The sequence below is a fragment of the Streptomyces olivaceus genome, from assembly GCF_000721235.1.
Classification (GTDB): domain Bacteria; phylum Actinomycetota; class Actinomycetes; order Streptomycetales; family Streptomycetaceae; genus Streptomyces; species Streptomyces olivaceus.
This window is the reverse complement of the sequence record NZ_JOFH01000002.1, coordinates 12324-27560: the sequence shown is the minus strand read 5'-3', so window position 1 is coordinate 27560 and position 15237 is coordinate 12324. Positions and strand designations below refer to the sequence as shown.

At 71.2% G+C, this 15237-nt stretch carries 11 protein-coding genes and 1 pseudogene; 6 read left to right on the top strand and 6 right to left on the bottom strand.

All coding sequences use genetic code 11. The features are described 5' to 3' along the window. The first annotated feature begins 358 nt into the window (after nucleotides 1-358). The gene (locus IG94_RS0103035) at nucleotides 359-1531 is read left to right on the top strand and encodes a radical SAM family protein (protein WP_157852200.1); all 1173 of its coding nucleotides are present in this window, start codon (nucleotides 359-361) and stop codon (nucleotides 1529-1531) included. Then, nucleotides 1524-2495: an HD domain-containing protein gene (locus IG94_RS0103030; protein WP_157852198.1), complete on the top strand. Its 972-nt coding sequence runs from the start codon at nucleotides 1524-1526 to the stop codon at nucleotides 2493-2495. The genes IG94_RS0103035 and IG94_RS0103030 overlap by 8 nt, the downstream gene beginning before the upstream one ends. A 22-nt stretch (nucleotides 2496-2517) precedes the next feature. On the opposite strand, the gene IG94_RS0103025 is transcribed toward IG94_RS0103030, so the two are convergent. The 3 genes from IG94_RS0103025 to IG94_RS0103015 form a co-directional block, all read right to left on the bottom strand. Continuing rightward, nucleotides 2518-3765 carry a hypothetical protein gene (locus tag IG94_RS0103025; RefSeq protein WP_157852196.1) on the bottom strand — a complete coding sequence of 416 codons (1248 nt, stop codon included), beginning with the start codon at nucleotides 3763-3765 and terminating at the stop codon, nucleotides 2518-2520. A gap of 187 nt (nucleotides 3766-3952) precedes the next feature. Next, complete coding sequence (locus IG94_RS0103020; RefSeq protein WP_031030542.1) at nucleotides 3953-5182, bottom strand: MFS transporter; 1230 nt, start codon at nucleotides 5180-5182, stop codon at nucleotides 3953-3955. Nucleotides 5183-5292: 110 nt separating this feature from the next. Continuing rightward, nucleotides 5293-6345: an endonuclease/exonuclease/phosphatase family protein gene (locus IG94_RS0103015; protein WP_031030538.1), complete on the bottom strand. Its 1053-nt coding sequence runs from the start codon at nucleotides 6343-6345 to the stop codon at nucleotides 5293-5295. Between the two features lie 300 nt (nucleotides 6346-6645). Here IG94_RS0103015 and panB point away from each other — a divergent pair, with 300 nt between their 5' ends. From panB to IG94_RS0103000, 3 genes are all read left to right on the top strand, one after another. Further along, entirely contained in the window at nucleotides 6646-7521 is an 876-nt protein-coding gene (gene panB / locus IG94_RS0103010) for a 3-methyl-2-oxobutanoate hydroxymethyltransferase (protein ID WP_031030534.1), read from the top strand. A 270-nt stretch (nucleotides 7522-7791) separates the two neighbouring features. Further along, the gene (locus IG94_RS0103005) at nucleotides 7792-8823 is read left to right on the top strand and encodes an ATP-binding cassette domain-containing protein (RefSeq protein WP_031030531.1); all 1032 of its coding nucleotides are present in this window, start codon (nucleotides 7792-7794) and stop codon (nucleotides 8821-8823) included. Continuing rightward, complete coding sequence (locus IG94_RS0103000; RefSeq protein ID WP_031030529.1) at nucleotides 8820-9644, top strand: ABC transporter permease; 825 nt, start codon at nucleotides 8820-8822, stop codon at nucleotides 9642-9644. The genes IG94_RS0103005 and IG94_RS0103000 overlap by 4 nt, the downstream gene beginning before the upstream one ends. Before the next feature lie 17 nt (nucleotides 9645-9661). On the opposite strand, the pseudogene IG94_RS38410 reads toward IG94_RS0103000, so the two are convergent. After that, nucleotides 9662-13040 (bottom strand): annotated as a pseudogene (locus tag IG94_RS38410) (AfsR/SARP family transcriptional regulator). Between the two features lie 221 nt (nucleotides 13041-13261). On the opposite strand from IG94_RS38410, the gene IG94_RS0102990 reads away from it, so the two are divergent. Next, nucleotides 13262-14059, top strand: a complete 798-nt coding sequence (locus tag IG94_RS0102990) for a site-2 protease family protein (protein WP_031030526.1) — start codon at nucleotides 13262-13264, stop codon at nucleotides 14057-14059. Nucleotides 14060-14171: 112 nt separating this feature from the next. On the opposite strand, the gene IG94_RS0102985 is transcribed toward IG94_RS0102990, so the two are convergent. Together IG94_RS0102985 and npdG are read right to left on the bottom strand one after the other, a co-directional pair. Next, nucleotides 14172-14369, bottom strand: coding sequence for a hypothetical protein (locus IG94_RS0102985; RefSeq protein WP_031030523.1), 198 nt, complete (start codon nucleotides 14367-14369; stop codon nucleotides 14172-14174). A 55-nt stretch (nucleotides 14370-14424) separates the two neighbouring features. Beyond that, nucleotides 14425-15132 carry an NADPH-dependent F420 reductase gene (npdG, locus tag IG94_RS0102980; RefSeq protein WP_031030521.1) on the bottom strand — a complete coding sequence of 236 codons (708 nt, stop codon included), beginning with the start codon at nucleotides 15130-15132 and terminating at the stop codon, nucleotides 14425-14427. Nucleotides 15133-15237 lie beyond the last annotated feature (105 nt).

Here is a 15237-nt window from a genome sequence, read left to right as displayed (position 1 = left end):
GACGTCACTGCGGTCCCGCATCCCCGTGGCACACGGGACCGCCCGTCTCACTTCGGGTGGCCACCGAGGGGCTTATGACACGTTTTGCCCGGTATTTATTCGACCCTGTAGCCAGCAGCGACAGACTGACTACCTCTTGTCGCAACGCGATCCCGCGCAGCGGAAAACGTGGACCTGACAAGGCACCGTCGCCCAGAGTTCCGGTACCGTGCCACTACGTGAGAGGCCGGTCGACACCCGACGACCTCTCGGTCTGTTCCGCCCCATGCGGCACCACGAGCCACTCGATCACCATTCGCAATAAAATGCACTTTTCAGTAAATGTAGTGCAGGCCCCAACCGATGGTGGTGCAGATACATGCCGACGAAAAAGGTCCCCCAGCAGCATGTTCCGATCATCGCGGAACATGACACGTGGATAAGCGTGGACCCGATCATCGGCTGTCCTGCGAATTGCGCATACTGCTATCTTGGCCCCATCGGACTGAAGGCCAGGAAGCCCGAGCCACGGGTCAGCCCCGGCGAGGCGGTGGACATGTTATGCAGGTACCTTGCGGAAACACGTGGCGACATGGACGCGACCAGGGATTTCACGCCGGTCTGCCTGGGTAACTACACAGATATGCTGCTCGCACCCGAAAACGTGACCTACCTGCGCTCATTCGCGCGTGAACTGGCACATGCGCGCGTGAATCGACCGCTAGTGGTGGTGTCCAAAGGGCATATGCCTCGATCCCTCGTGGAGGATCTCGGCAGTCTGGACATCGACATGATCCTTTTCTCCTCCCAGTCTTTCCACCGCACCACACTGGATGTACGGACGGAGAAGGGCCCGGTCCTCGCGCCGGAGCAGACTTTCCGCGCAGCAAGAAGCTGTCGCGACAGTGAGAACATCACGATGGCCCACTACTGGCGACCCATCACACGGAAGTGTGTACCTTCCGCGGACTGGGCGCTCCGGACGGTTCAGGCCCTCAAGGAAGCGGGCTACCGTTGTTCGGTCGCCATCGGCCTGTCCCTCGGAGCGGGGATCGATCAGCAGGAACTCATCGGTACGGGACTGCTATCAGGACCTTCCGACACCTGCGACGAACTGTGGGACGACGCGGTCTGGGAGGACATAAACTCCGCCGCCGCGGCCGTCGACTATCCGGTCTACCGCAGCACGTCCTGCGCGATTGCCCTGGCCACCGGAAGAGGGGAGGCACTGGGAGTGTGGGACGACCGGCGGGGAGCGGCAAAGCAATGCCTGCCGTGCAACTGCCCGCCGGCCCAGCGAAGTGCCTGTCGGGTCCTGACTCTCGACGCACCGCCGTCGCGGCGTTCGTTGGAGTGGATCGCGGACCGGCTGGGGCAAGATGTCTCCGACCTTTCCATACTTCCCGGCCGCCGCGTCCGGGTGGCCGGTGAGGTGCAGCAGTCCATGATCAGCCTTACCTTGCACAAATACCAGATCGAACTATTACCCACATCGATTTCAGCTGAGCGCGCCTGGCTTGGCCGTTTCGGCAGAGAGGGCGGAAATGAGTAACGCCAGCACAGTGGCGCCCGAAATTTTGCCGGCCTGGCTGACCGATGCCGCCAAACGCTTGCGCGGAATTACCGGGTTCGTGACAGTGCACCCCAACGGGGGTGACCCGCGAACACACGCCTTCTCCCGTTATGAGCACGTGACGAGGGTGACTTCGCTGGCGCTTTCTCTGAGTGAGGACCGGGGGCTGTCGCGGGATGAGACACTGCTCCTTTCCTGGCTGCACGACATCAATCGCTGGCCCTTCGCTCACAACGCCGAGCGAGGGAATTTTGAACATGCCGACCACATCGAGCGTTTCATCGCGGACAGACTACCCGGGCCCACAGTGGAGCAGGCGGTGGGTGTCGCGCGCAAAGAGGTCTCGCGCCTCGACCGGACCGGGCGCACCGTGCTTCTGGCCGACATCGCCACCGGCTTCTTCGAAGACACTCTCTTCACGATCACCGGCCTGAACCTCTCTCCCTCGGAGCTCCCGTCCGACGCACTCGAACTGCTCCGGCTACCTGTGGGGGATTTTTCTTTTCTGGAAGAACTTGAACACCTCTACACGCTGCTGAACCTGGACAAGGATGTACCGCGGTACACCCGCGATTTCAACTCGCTTGTTTTCAGGTCGACCCGTAAGTTCCTCGCCGATCACGGATTCCTGGACACCGACCCGCTTGAGAACGCACGGTTCTGGGAGATCCAGTCGGCGCTCCGGGCCGACTACATGGAGCAGAAGATCTTCCCGCTCAACAACGAGAAGGTGTGTCACGGTGGGGCGCTTCGGCAGGCTCTCGTGAACGTCGTGGTCAGTCGGCTCGGAGCAGAGGCAGACACGTTCCTGACCCGGTGGACCGAGGCCGACGTGGTCTCCTACGTACTGCGCGAGGGCCTTGCGTCCGAGGAGACGGTGGCCGCACTCGCACCCACCCTCGACTATGTCGAAAGATTCGAGCCGGAGCGCCGCTTCATGTGAAATGCACAGTGTTCTGCCGCTGTCAGTGGCTCGCTCGGCGCCACGCGCTGAGATATTCCTGGTAGATGAACTTCTGCGCCGGATTGCCGCGGAAGGAGTATCTCCTCAGCGTGGCTCGGGCGCCGAGCCAGAGACCTTCCACTCTCGGCATGCCCGGTACCGTGGAAGCTACGGATGAGACGCCCTCCGCGAGTTGCTGCTCCAGCGGCGTGATCTCGGCGGTGCTCAGTCCGAGACGTTCGTTCAATTGCTGGATGATGTCGTCGATTCCACGTTCGAAGCGAAGGGCGTCCTCTTCGGTCCTGATGGCCCGGACGAGTTCCCGCAGGGCTCCGGCCTGTCGCCGATAGCTCATGATGCGGTCGCAGACCAGGTTGATCCAGTCCCGTTGCGTGCGGACGCCCGCCTCCTCCGTGTTCCACAGGCGTCCTCCGACCAGGGGGAGTTCGAGGCGTAACAACTCGAGTTGGCGTGCACGGGGAGAGCCCGCCTGCTCGCCCAGCCGCTGGTGTATGCCGCGAATCGACTTCATGACGTCCACCGCCGCCTCCTCGTCCATTTCGTCGGACAGGATTTGGCTAGTGACCGCGAAGTCACGACGGAGGCCGTGCGGCTGGTAGGCGTGGCCGGTGACGGTGGCACGCGCTTGGTAGCGGAGGGATCTGGCCAGTGCCGCGATCAGGTTGGACGGCTCCACCGTGTCCGGCATCAGGGGACGGAAGAGTTCACCGATGGCGAGGGAGGCCGCCCGGGCCCATTCACCGAGCCGGTCCGGTTCGATCCCGTCGGCCGTCGGCACCCGCACCAGGTGGTGGGGGATCTGCGTCTGATGGAAGTCGTTCCACTGCAGGATCCTCCGCCGGAGACCCGCGTTGCCCGTGGCCTCCGCCTCCCGGTCGCAGGCATCCATGGAGTGCAGGAAGGTGAGCAGCGCCTCCACGCCCTGCGTCTGCAGGGTCCTCAGTACGTCCGATTCCGCGGCCACCAGACGCTGCTCGGAATCCGGAACGACCTGCACCGGCGCGACCAGGCCGAGATCGAGGAGACGGCGCAGGAGGTACGGCTCGTCACCGAATTGCCCCGAGGTCGGCCTGAGGTGAAGGGGATGAATCACCCGGACCGCCGGCTGCAGAATCAACGACTGGACGAGTTCGACATAGGATTGCCGTGCGAATGGATCTTTGCTTCGCTCGCCACGATTCTGTGCGGTGATGAACTCCTGAGCACTGATGAAAGTGGAGTTGTCCAGCGCAATGGGGGGCATGGTCACGCCGCGCATTCTACCGTCACGCGTGTTGCCTCGCCAGCATGTTGCGCAGAATCCAAAGCCGCATGCGCACGCTGCGGCAGTGGGCATCGTGACCGGTGTGATGCCGGGGAATTCGGAATTCCCCGGCATCAGTCAATGATCTCGGTCAATTTCAGCCGATTTTGAAAGACCAGGGCGGACACTCCCCTCACCGGTGTGCCGCCGGCTTCGTGGGTTCCGGGACGTGGCCCGCGACCAGCCGTTCGGGGGCGGACGCCGGGGTGGCGTTGCCGTTGCGGCGGTCGATCGCGTAGGCCGTGGCCGCGACCGCCACGCCGAGGACCGCCAGTGCCGCGCCCGCCGTCGCCGGGGAGGTGGTGCCGAGGCCCGCCGCGAGGGCGAGGCCGCCGATCCAGGCGCCGCCGGCGTTGGCGAGGTTGAAGGCGGCCTGGTTGGCCGAGGAGGCGAGGGAGGGGGCGGCGGCGGCCTTCTCCATCACCATCAGCTGGAGCGGGGAGCCCGTGGCGAAGGCCGCCATGCCGAGCAGCGCCACGGACACGGCCGCCGTGACCGGCGTGCGCATCAGGAGCGGGAAGAGCGCCAGGACCACGACCAGGGACGCGAGCCCGCCGAAGAGGGTGCCGCGCAGGGAGTAGTCGGCCAGGCGCCCGCCCAGCAGGTTGCCCGCGGTGGCGCCGACGCCGAACAGCGCGAGCAGCAGCGTCACGCTGGTCTCGGCGAAGCCGGCGGCGTCCGTGAGCATCGGCGTGATGTAGCTGTACGCGGCGAAGAGGGCGCCGAACCCGGCGACCGTCGTGCCGAGCGCCAGCCAGACGGGCAGGGAGCGCAGGGCGGCCAGTTCGCCGCGCAGGCCGGTGGCGGGCGCGGGGGCGCTGTCGCGCGGGATCAGGGCGGCCAGCGCCGCTATCGCCGCCACGCCGATCACGCTCACGCCGAGGAAGGTGGCCCGCCAGCCGAGCTGCTGGCCCACGGCGGTGGCCGCGGGGACGCCCACGATGTTGGCGACCGTGAGGCCGAGGAACATCAGGGAGACGGAGCGGGCCTTGCGCTCCGGCGCGACCAGACCGGTGGCGACGACCGCGCCGACGCCGAAGAAGGCGCCGTGCGGCAGGCCGCTGACGAAGCGGGCGGCCAGCAGCGAGAGCTCGCCGGGGGCGACGGCCGACAGGGCGTTGCCGGCCACGAAGAGCGCCATCAGCGTGATCAGGACGGCGCGGCGGGACATCCGGGTCGTCGCCGCCGCGAGCAGCGGGGCGCCGACGACGACGCCGAGCGCGTAGGCGGAGACGAGGTGGCCGGCGGTGGGGATGGAGATGCCCAGGTCGTCCGCGACGTCGGGCAGCAGGCCCATCATCACGAACTCGGTGGTACCGATGCCGAAGGCGCCCACGGCAAGGGCGAGCAGGGCCAGGGGCATGAGGAGCGAGCCTTTCGAGAGCGGAGTGCGTACGGGAGGGGACGGGAGGGACGACTGTATGTTCCCGTACGGAACAAAAACGCTCGGGGCAGGTATTCCTCGGAAGAACTCTAGGAGTCCGTTGTGTCGACCTTCACACGGGCCGCGATCGGCAGGTGATCGCTTCCGGTCGCCGGGAGGGTCCAGCTGGTCGTCGGTTCGACGCCGCTGACCAGGATCTGGTCGATGCGGGCCATCGGGAAGGCCGCCGGCCAGCTGAAGCCGAACCCGCCGCCCACGGCACCCTGCGGGGAGCGCATCTGCGAGGTGATCGCGGTGAGCGCGCGGTCGTTCATGGTGCCGTTGAGGTCGCCGAGGAGGATCTTGCGGGGCAGCTTCTCGTGCTCGATGGCCGCCCCGAGCGCGGCGGCGCTCTTGTCGCGCTGCCGGGCGGTGAAGCCCGCCTCCAGCTTCACCCGTACGGAGGGCAGGTGAGCGACGTACACGGCGACCGGTCCGGACGGGGTGGCGACGGTGGCCCGCATCGCCCGCTTCCAGCCCATCTCGATGTCGACGGCCTTCACGTCGCTGACCGGGTACTTGCTCCACAGCCCCACGGTGCCGACGACCGCGCGGTGTGGGTACTTCGCCTCCAGGGCCTTCTCGTACGTCGGCACGGCGGACGCCTTCAGCTCCTCCAGGGCCAGCACGTCCGCGCCGGCGGCGGCCACCGCGCGGGCGGTGCCCGCCGGGTCGGCGTTGTCGGCGTTGACGTTGTGCGTGGCCACGGTGAGATCGCCGCCGCCACCGGTCTTGTCGGAGAACAGGCCCCCGAAGAGGTTCAGCCACACGGCCACCGGCACCACCAGCGCGATCAGCGCCGTCGCCGACTTGCGGGCCAGGGCGATCACCAGCAGGACCGGGAGCAGCACGCCGAACCACGGCAGGAAGGTCTCCGTGAGGCTGCCCAGATTCCCTATGGCGTTCGGGATGTGCGCGTGAGCGGCCATGATCGCCGCCAGGAGCAGGGCGACCGCCGCGGTGACCAGGCCCCGGCGCCAGATCCGCCGGTCGCCGCGCCAGCCGCTGACCGCCCGGCCGAACAGGCGCCGAATCCGGGACTCCCGGCGCTCGGGATCCGAGTCACCGTTGTCCGTATCCGTCATGTACGCCTGCTGCGCCATACCGTTGCCTCACTACCTGCTGTGCACACCGTCGCCCCCTGTGACTCAGCACCTTAGGGGATGATCGGCGCCGATCCTGCCGCCTTCCGACGGCCGTACGGGCAGAGGACGTGCGAGGCGCCCCGCGGAGTTCCGGCCGCCGCCAGGGCGGTCGATTCCGTAACGGAACAAGCATATTTCGACCGGGATGACCGCCCTCCCCGAGCACCCCCTAGCCGACAGGACGTCCGGAGTGCCACCATGGAACGGATCCGGGGACGCCGTGAGGGTGCCTCGAGATGACATGAAGGAGCCGTTGCCATGACGCAGCTTTCGGCTGCCCAGACGCCGCAGCGCACCCCCGGGGACGGGAGCAGGGCGCTGTACGGGGGCAAGTCCAACCGCCGCATCACCGTACGGGACATCACCGCCGCCAAGGAGCGCGGCGAGAAGTGGCCCATGCTGACCGCCTACGACGCGACGACCGCGTCCGTCTTCGACGAGGCCGGCATCCCGGTCATGCTCGTCGGCGACTCGGCGGGCAACTGCCACCTCGGCTACGAGACCACCGTGCCCGTCACGCTGGACGAGATGACCATGCTCTCGGCCGCCGTCGTCCGGGGCACCAGCCGCGCCCTGATCGTGGGCGACCTGCCCTTCGGTTCCTACCAGGAGGGCCCGGTGCAGGCGCTGCGCTCGGCGACCCGGCTGGTCAAGGAGGCCGGGGTCGGCGCGGTCAAGCTGGAGGGCGGCGAGCGCTCGCACCGGCAGATCGAGCTGCTTGTGGAGTCCGGCATCCCGGTGATGGCGCACATCGGCCTGACGCCGCAGTCCGTCAACTCCATGGGGTACCGGGTGCAGGGCCGGGGCGAGGAGGCGGCCCAGCAGCTGCTGCGCGACGCCAAGGCGGTGCAGGACGCGGGCGCCTTCGCGGTCGTCCTGGAGCTGGTGCCGGCCGAGCTGGCCGCCGAGGTGACGGGGACGCTGCACATCCCGACCGTCGGCATCGGTGCGGGGTCCGGGACCGACGCGCAGGTCCTGGTGTGGACCGACATGCTCGGGCTGACTGGCGGCCGGGTGCCGAAGTTCGTCAAGCAGTACGCCGACCTGCGCAAGGTCATGGGCGACGCGGTGAAGGCGTACGCCGAGGACGTCGTCGGCGGAACGTTCCCGCAGGACGAGCACGCGGTCCACTAGGGGACGTCGTCCGGGGCCCGTCGTCCGGGGCCCGTCGTCCGGGGCCCGTCGTCCGGGGCCCGTCGTCCAGGAGGACATTCCAGGAGACCATCCCGGTACAACACCGGCCCCGCCGATCTTCCCCCGTCGGCGGGGCCGGTGGTTATCCGGGGCCGGGGCGCGCGTACTTGGCCGGTCGGGTACTCCCGCCGGCGGGATGTCGGTGCCGCCGGTCGCCGCTGTCGGCGGGATGTCGGTCGTTTGTCGGCGGCCCCTGCCATCGTCTGGGGCATGAAGCGAATCGACGACATCCCCCGGGCCGCGAACAGCGCGGTCACCGTGCGGGGGCTGGTCAAGCACTACGGCGAGACCAAGGCGCTGGACGGCGTCGACCTGGATGTGCGCGAGGGCACCGTGATGGGCGTGCTCGGGCCGAACGGCGCCGGCAAGACCACCCTCGTGCGCATCCTGTCCACCCTCGTCACCCCCGACTCCGGCCAGGCGTACGTCGCCGGCTACGACGTCGTACGGCAGCCGCGGCAGCTGCGCCGGGTCATAGGACTGACCGGGCAGTACGCCTCGGTGGACGAGAAGCTCCCCGGCTGGGAGAACCTCTACATGATCGGCCGGCTGCTCGACCTGTCCCGCCGGGACGCGCGCACCCGCGCCGGCGAGCTGCTGGAGCGGTTCTCCCTCACCGAGGCCGGCAAGCGCCCCGCCGCCACCTACTCCGGCGGCATGCGGCGCCGGCTCGACCTGGCCGCGTCCATGATCGGGCAGCCCGCCGTGCTGTACCTGGACGAGCCCACCACCGGCCTGGACCCGCGCACCCGGAACGAGGTGTGGACCGAGGTCAAGCGCATGGTCGGCGACGGCGTCACCGTGCTGCTCACCACCCAGTACATGGAGGAGGCCGAGCAGCTCGCCTCCGAGCTGACCGTCGTGGACCGCGGCAAGGTCATCGCGAACGGCGGCATCGAGGAGCTGAAGGCCAAGGTCGGCGGACGCACCCTGCGGGTCCGCCCGGCCGACCCGCTGCAGCTGCGCCCGCTCGCCGCCTACCTGGACGAGCTGGGCATCACCGGGCTCGCCAACACCACGGTGGACGCCGAGCGCGGTGCCGTCCTGGTGCCGATCCTCAGCGACGAGCAGCTGACGGCCGTGGTCGGCGCGGTCACCGCGCGCGGCATCACCGTCTCCTCCGTCACCACCGAACTGCCCAGCCTGGACGAGGTCTTCCTGTCCCTCACCGGCCACCGCGCCAGTGCCCCGCAGGACCCCGCGCCCGCCCCCGCCGACACCCGCGAGGAGGTCGCCGTATGAGCGCCGCCACCACCGCACCCGCTCCCGCCCTCACTCCCGACGCGCGGATCTCGCTGCGCGCGCACGTGCGGCACACCGGCGCCCTGGTCCGGCGCAACCTGCTGTGGATCCGGCAGGACCCGGAGTCGATGTTCGACGCGCTGCTGATGCCGATCGTCTTCACCCTGCTGTTCGTGTACGTCTTCGGCGGGTCGATCGGCCAGGCCCTGGGCGGCGGGCAGGACGGCTATGTGCAGTACGTGATCCCCGGCATGATCGCGATGATGAGCATGACGCTGTCCCAGGGCGTCGGCACCGGCTTCAGCCAGGATTTCAACTCCGGTGTCATGGACCGCTTCCGGTCGCTGCCGATCGGGCGCGGCTCGGTGCTCTTCGCCAAGATCGCCGTCGAGATGGCGCGGATGCTGTTCGCCACGGCGGTGCTGATGGTCGTCGCCGTCCTGGTCGGCTTCGACATCGACCACTGGATGGGGCTGTTCGCGGCCGTGGGCCTGTCCGCGGTGTTCGCCTCGTCGATCATGTGGGTGTTCCTCACTCTCGGCGTCGTCCTGAAGAACGCCCAGTCCGTGCAGGCGATGGGCTTCATGGTGCTGTTCCCGCTGCAGTTCGGGTCGTCGATCTTCGCGCCGACCCAGTCGATGCCGGGCTGGCTGCAGTCCTTCACCGACTACAACCCGCTGTCCACGCTCGCCGACGCGGCGCGCGGACTGATGGTGGGCGGCCCGGTCGCGCACGACCTGTGGATCACGCTGGGCTGGTCGGTGGCGATCACCGCGGTGATGGCACCGATCGCCATCCACAAGTTCCGTACGAAGACCTGACCCGGCCGGGCGCGGCGTCAGACGAGGGCGACGGCCTCCTGGGGGGAGAGCCGGGCGCCCTCGGCGTACGCGGTGTCGTACGCCTCGGGGCCGAGGGCGTCGCGGGCCCGTCCGGCGGCACGGGCGCGCGCGTCGCGCTCCAGGCCCATCGAGACGTGCTCCGGCGGCAGCACCGCGTCGGCGGCGCCGATGCAGCGGGCGGCGTCCGCGGCCCGGCGCCCGCCGTCCACGCGGGCGAGCGCCATCGCGGCGATGGTCAGGTATCCGGAGCGCATGTGCGGGGCGATGGCCGCGGACAGCGGGTCGTCGGCCCGCTCCAGCGCCCTGCGGATCCGGGTCAGGCACTCCTCGTGCCGGTCCTCCAGCGTGGCGACCCACGCCTCGGCCGCCAGGATGAACGCGTCGAAGACGATGAAGTGGGAGATGGCGAAGTCCTCGCGCAGCAAGCGCAGTTGCTCGCCCGCTTCGGCGGTCCGGCCGGTCATGCCGAGCCAGCCGGCGAGGAAGAGCCGGGCGGCCGGCATCGCGCCGTTGTGGGCGCTCCCGTCGGTCCGGTCGATCACGCCGGTCAGGAGGCGCTCGCCCTCCTCGGCGTCCCCCGCCTCCAGGAGCACGCTGCCGAGACGGGCCTCCAGGACGTCCACCTGGGCGTGCGCGCCGAGCCGTTCGGCGTGCCGTGCGGCGGCCCGGTAGTCGTCGGCGGCGAGCCGGAACTCGCCCTTGCGCTCGCGGGCCTCGGCGCGGGACGAGAGGGCCTCGGCGGTGCCCCAGGCGTCGCCGAGGCGGCGGTAGATCTCCAGCGCCTCGTCGGCGTCGCCGGTGGCGTCCCCGGCCCACTCGGTGCGGTTGGCGAGGAAGTTGGCCCGCATCTGGAGGCTGCCGGCCAGCTCCCAGTCGAACCCGGGCGTCTCGCGGCAGGTGCGCACGGAGGCGTCCATGATGACGCGCAGCCGCTCCATGTCGCCGGAGAGCATCACGGCGAAGAACCAGAGCAGGCCGGGCGGGGTGCAGGTCTGGGGCATGCCGGGTTCGTACGTGTCGGCGATCACGCGCAGTTTCCGCCTGGACGCCGGGTTCTGCCAGGCGTCCAACTCGGTGTCCATGCAGGCGAGGTGGGCGAGGTGGACGCCGCGCCGGGCCTCGGCGAGCACTTCGCCGGTCATCGGCGGCGGGGCGGCCGTGCACCGCTCCCACACCGGCCGGGCGGGGCGGGCCGGCTCGGCGAACGGGTCCGGGCCGAGGGCCATCACCTCGCTGAACCAGTTCCGGGCCTCCACCCGCAGGTCGCGCATCTGCCAGTACCAGACGAGCGACAGGGACAGGCTCAGCGCCTCCTGTTCGTCGCGTTCCGCTATGGCATGGCGCAGGGCGGTGCGCAGGTTCTCGTACTCGCGCTCCAGCCGCTCGATGGCGGCGCGTTGCCCGGGTCCGCGCAGCAACGGGTCCGTGGTGCGGGCCAGTTCGCGGTAGTACGTCAGGTGCGCGCGCTCGGCGGCGGGCCGGCCGCCGGTCTCGTCGAGACCAGTCGACGACCGCGCGCAGCGTCTGCTGGCGGGGCAGGACGGTGCGGCTGCCGGAGGTGAGCAGGCGGAAGCGGTCGTCGAGCCGGTCGGCGATCTGGCGCGGGGTGAGCAGGCGGAGCCGGGCGGCGGCCAGTTCGATGGCCAGCGGCAGGCCGTCCAGGCGGCGGCAGATCTCGGCGCAGGCGGCGGCGGTCTCCTCGTCCGCGTCGACGCGGAAGCCGGGGAGGGCGGCGGCGCCCCGGTCCGCGAGCAGCCGCAGCGCGGCGGGCTCGGGCAGCGGTTCCACGGGGCGCAGCGACTCCCCCGGTACGCCGAGCGGTTCGCGGCTGGTGGCGAGGACGGTGAGGTGGGGGCAGCGGGCGAGGAGTTCCTCGGTGAGGCGGGCGGCGGCGTCGACGACGTGCTCGCAGTTGTCGAGGACGATCAGCATGCGGCGCCGTCCGCAGTGCTCGACCAGTCGCTCCAGCGCGCCGGCCTGCCGCTCGACGCCCGCGGTGACGGCCCGCAGCTCCTCGGCCTTGGCACCGTAGAGCACGGTCTCGCGGGCGCCGAGGGCGGTCAGGAGGGCCTCCGGTACGTCGGCGGGGTCGTCGACGGGGGCCAGCTCGGCCAGCCAGACCCCGTCCCGCGCCACGTCCCCGGCGCCCTCGGCGACCTCCTGCGACAGCCGGGTCTTGCCGGCGCCGCCGGGCCCGAGGAGGGTGACGAGACGGGACGTCGCCAGGTCGGCCCGCAGGGCCTCGAGGTCGGCGCCCCTGCCGACGAAGGAGGTCAGCCGGGCCCGGAGGTTGCCCCGGGGGCGGGGGGCGTCCGCGGGCGCGGGGGGCGTGTCCGGGAGCGCGGGGAGCGTGTCCCCGGGCGCGGAGGCGTGGAGCAGCCCGGCCGGACCGGCGGCCCCGGGCTGCGCCCCCTCCGCCGGCCGGGCAGGCGTCCGGGGCGTCTCCTGCCCCGGGTGCCCGGACCCGGACGGGGGCGCCCCCGTCCGGTGCGGGGCGCCGGAGGGCGGGCGTGCACCGGAGGGCGTCGCGGGCCCGGGTGTCCCGTCGGGGCGGGTGCGGGCGCCGTCGGGCCCGCCCGCGGAGCCCGGGTACGCACCGGACGCCGCAGCACCCGAAGGGGCACCGGGGTCGGGCGTCCCCGGCGCCGGGAGTTCCACCGGCACCAGCAGCTCGGCGTGCAGGGAGCGCAGTTCGGGGCCCGGGTCGGCACCGAGCCGGTCGGCGAGCAGGCGGCGTACGTCCTCGTAGGCGGCCAGTGCCTCGGCGGTGCGGCCGGTGTCGCGCAGGGCGCGCAGCCGCAGCGCCTGGAGGGACTCGTCCAGCGGGCGGCCGTCGCACAGCGCGGTCAGCTCGGGCAGCGAGTGCTCGGCCTCACCGAGGTCCAGGGCGGCGGTGTGGCGGGCGCGCAGGGCGTCCAGGTGCCGGGTCTCCCAGCGGGCCGCCTCGGCGGCGCGGTCGGGCAGGTCGGCGAGGGCGGGCGCGCGCCACAGGGCGAGGGCGTCGTCGAGCACGTCGGCGGCCTTGGCGGGGTCGCCGTCGGCGAGGGCGCGGGTGCCCTCACCGGCGAGCCGGTCGAAGCGGTGCAGGTCGACGTCGTCCGGGGCCGCGGCGAGCCGGTAGCCGCCGTCGGACGAGGCCACCGCCTGCGCTCCCACCGCCCGGCGCAGCCGCCCGACCAGCGCCTGCAGGGCGCCCGGCGCGTCCGCGGGCGGGTCGCCGTCCCAGACCTCCTCCACCAGCAGTCCGACCGGGACGGCGCGGCCCGCACGGAGGGCGAGCACGGTCAGCAGCGCGCGCAGCCGCGCCCCGCCGAGCGGGACGGCCGTGCCGTCGGGACGGAGTACCTGGGTGGTGCCGAGGATGCGGTAGCGCACGGACCCATTGTCCCCGCTGCCGTCGGGGCCGGTCACGGGGTTTTGACGGCGCGGCGCGCCACCCGGGCCGCCCTTCGCCTTCCGGCCCCGTCCCGCCCCGTCCGTTCCCCGGAACCGTCCGCCACCCGGGAGACGTTCTCCCCGTGCGCCGGGTACGGTCGGGCAGTCCCGCGTCGCGCGCCCCGCCGGGTGCCGCGCGCCTCCGAGAGCCAGGGAGTTCCATGTCCACCGCCACCGCCCGCCCCAGTGACCGGCGGATCAGCCCCGTCTTCCTCGGCATCGTGGCCGTCGCCGCGGTCACGGGCTGGGCCACCTGGACCGGCTTCGCCGAGCAGCCGGGGCTCGCGGTGTTCCTGTTCGTGACGGCCGCGTGGGTCGTGTCGCTGTGCCTGCACGAGTACGCGCACGCCCGCACCGCGCTGCACAGCGGCGACATCTCGGTCGGCGCCAAGGGCTACCTCACGCTGAACCCGGTCAAGTACACGCACGCCCTGCTGAGCATCGTGCTCCCCGTGCTCTTCGTGATCATGGGCGGGATCGGGCTGCCCGGCGGCGCCGTGTTCATCGAGCGCGGACGGATCAGGGGGCGGTGGCGGCACAGCCTGATCTCGGCGGCGGGCCCGCTGACGAACGTGCTGTTCGCCGTCGTGTGCACGGCGCCGTTCTGGCTGGACGCGCTGGACGGCGTACCCCGCGACTTCCGGCTCGCGCTGGCCTTCCTGGCACTGCTCCAGGTCACGGCGGCGATCCTGAACTTCCTGCCGGTGCCGGGCCTCGACGGCTACGGCGTGGTCGAGCCGTGGCTGTCGCACGGGGTGCGGCGGCAGGTGGAGCCGCTCGCGCCGTTCGGCCTGCTGATCGTCTTCGCGCTGCTGTGGATCCCGGCGCTCAACGGCGTGTTCTTCGACGTGGTCGACGCGCTCCTGCGCGCACTGGGGATCGGCGACGTCGACACGTACTGCGGCTTCGAGCTGTACCGGTTCTGGCAGACCGACGAGCTGTGCACCGTCGGCGGCTGACGGCTCCCGTCAGGCGGTGCCGGACGCCTGGTGACGGAGTCCTGGCGACGGACGCCTGGTGCCGGAAGCCGGCGACGGACGCCTGGTGCCGGAAGCCTGGTGACGGACGCCGTCAGCCGGTGGCGGACGCCGACGCGGCGCGCCGCGCGTCCCGGCCGCGCTTGACGTAGTACCAGCACATGTTGGACGACAGCCCCGACAGCAGCACCCACACGACGCCGATCAGCACACTGCCCTGCACGAAGGAGACGACGGCGGCGGCGACGGCGAGGACGCAGACGACCAGGGCGTAGCGGGCGAGGCTCGGCATGGGGCGGGCTCCTGTCGGGGGACACTGCTGGCACCCACCAGTGTCCCCCATCGCCTCATACGTCCGTGACGCGGAGCCCGGCGTGTGCCTTGTAGCGGCGGTTGACGGAGATGATGTTGGCGACCAGGGACTCGACCTGGTGGGCGTTGCGCAGCCGCCCGGCGAAGATGCCGCGCATGCCGGGGATGCGTCCGGCCAGCGCCTGCACGGTCTCGACGTCGGCGCGGGCCTCGCCGAGCACCATGACGTCGGTGTCGATCTCGGCGATCTCCGGGTCCTGGAGGAGAACCGCGGAGAGGTGGTGGAAGGCGGCGGTGACCCGGCTGTCCGGGAGCAGCGCGGCGGCCTGCTCGGCGGCGCTGCCCTCCTCGGGCTTGAGCGCGTAGGCGCCCTTCTTGTCGAAGCCGAGCGGGTTGACGCAGTCGACGACGAGCTTGCCCGCCAGTTCCCCGCGCAGCGACTGGAGGGTCTCGCCGTGGCCGTCCCACGGCACGGCGACGATCACGACGTCGCTGCGGCGGGCGGTCTCGGCGTTGTCGGCGCCCTCGACGCCGTGCCCGAGTTCCGCCGCGGCCGCCTCGGCGCGCTCGGCGGCGCGCGAGCCGACGATCACCCGCTGGCCGGCCCTGGCGAGGCGGTACGCGAGGCCCTTGCCCTGCGGGCCGGTGCCGCCGAGGACGCCGACGACCAGGCCGGAGACGTCGGGCAGGTCCCAGGGGTCCTTGGCGGGGGCCTTCTGTGCAGCACTGTCGGTAGAGGTCATGGGCCGACCCTACGTCCGCTCCGGCCGCCGCAGCGGCACGGGTCGCGCCCGCGCCGGGGCGTCCCCGGGTCGGGGGAATCCGGGGCGAACGCCGGACCGCGCGGG

Bases quoted from the DNA above. Each gene is read 5' to 3' on its own strand.
- IG94_RS0103035 (WP_157852200.1), top strand. From the start codon at position 359: ATGCCGACGAAAAAGGTCCCCCAGCAGCATGTTCCGATCATCGCGGAA.
- IG94_RS0103030 (WP_157852198.1), top strand. From the start codon at position 1,524: ATGAGTAACGCCAGCACAGTGGCGCCCGAAATTTTGCCGGCCTGGCTG.
- IG94_RS0103020 (WP_031030542.1), bottom strand. From the start codon at position 5,182: ATGCCCCTGGCCCTGCTCGCCCTTGCCGTGGGCGCCTTCGGCATCGGT.
- IG94_RS0103015 (WP_031030538.1), bottom strand. From the start codon at position 6,345: ATGGCGCAGCAGGCGTACATGACGGATACGGACAACGGTGACTCGGAT.
- panB (WP_031030534.1), top strand. From the start codon at position 6,646: ATGACGCAGCTTTCGGCTGCCCAGACGCCGCAGCGCACCCCCGGGGAC.
- IG94_RS0103005 (WP_031030531.1), top strand. From the start codon at position 7,792: ATGAAGCGAATCGACGACATCCCCCGGGCCGCGAACAGCGCGGTCACC.
- IG94_RS0103000 (WP_031030529.1), top strand. From the start codon at position 8,820: ATGAGCGCCGCCACCACCGCACCCGCTCCCGCCCTCACTCCCGACGCG.
- IG94_RS0102990 (WP_031030526.1), top strand. From the start codon at position 13,262: ATGTCCACCGCCACCGCCCGCCCCAGTGACCGGCGGATCAGCCCCGTC.
- IG94_RS0102985 (WP_031030523.1), bottom strand. From the start codon at position 14,369: ATGCCGAGCCTCGCCCGCTACGCCCTGGTCGTCTGCGTCCTCGCCGTC.
- npdG (WP_031030521.1), bottom strand. From the start codon at position 15,132: ATGACCTCTACCGACAGTGCTGCACAGAAGGCCCCCGCCAAGGACCCC.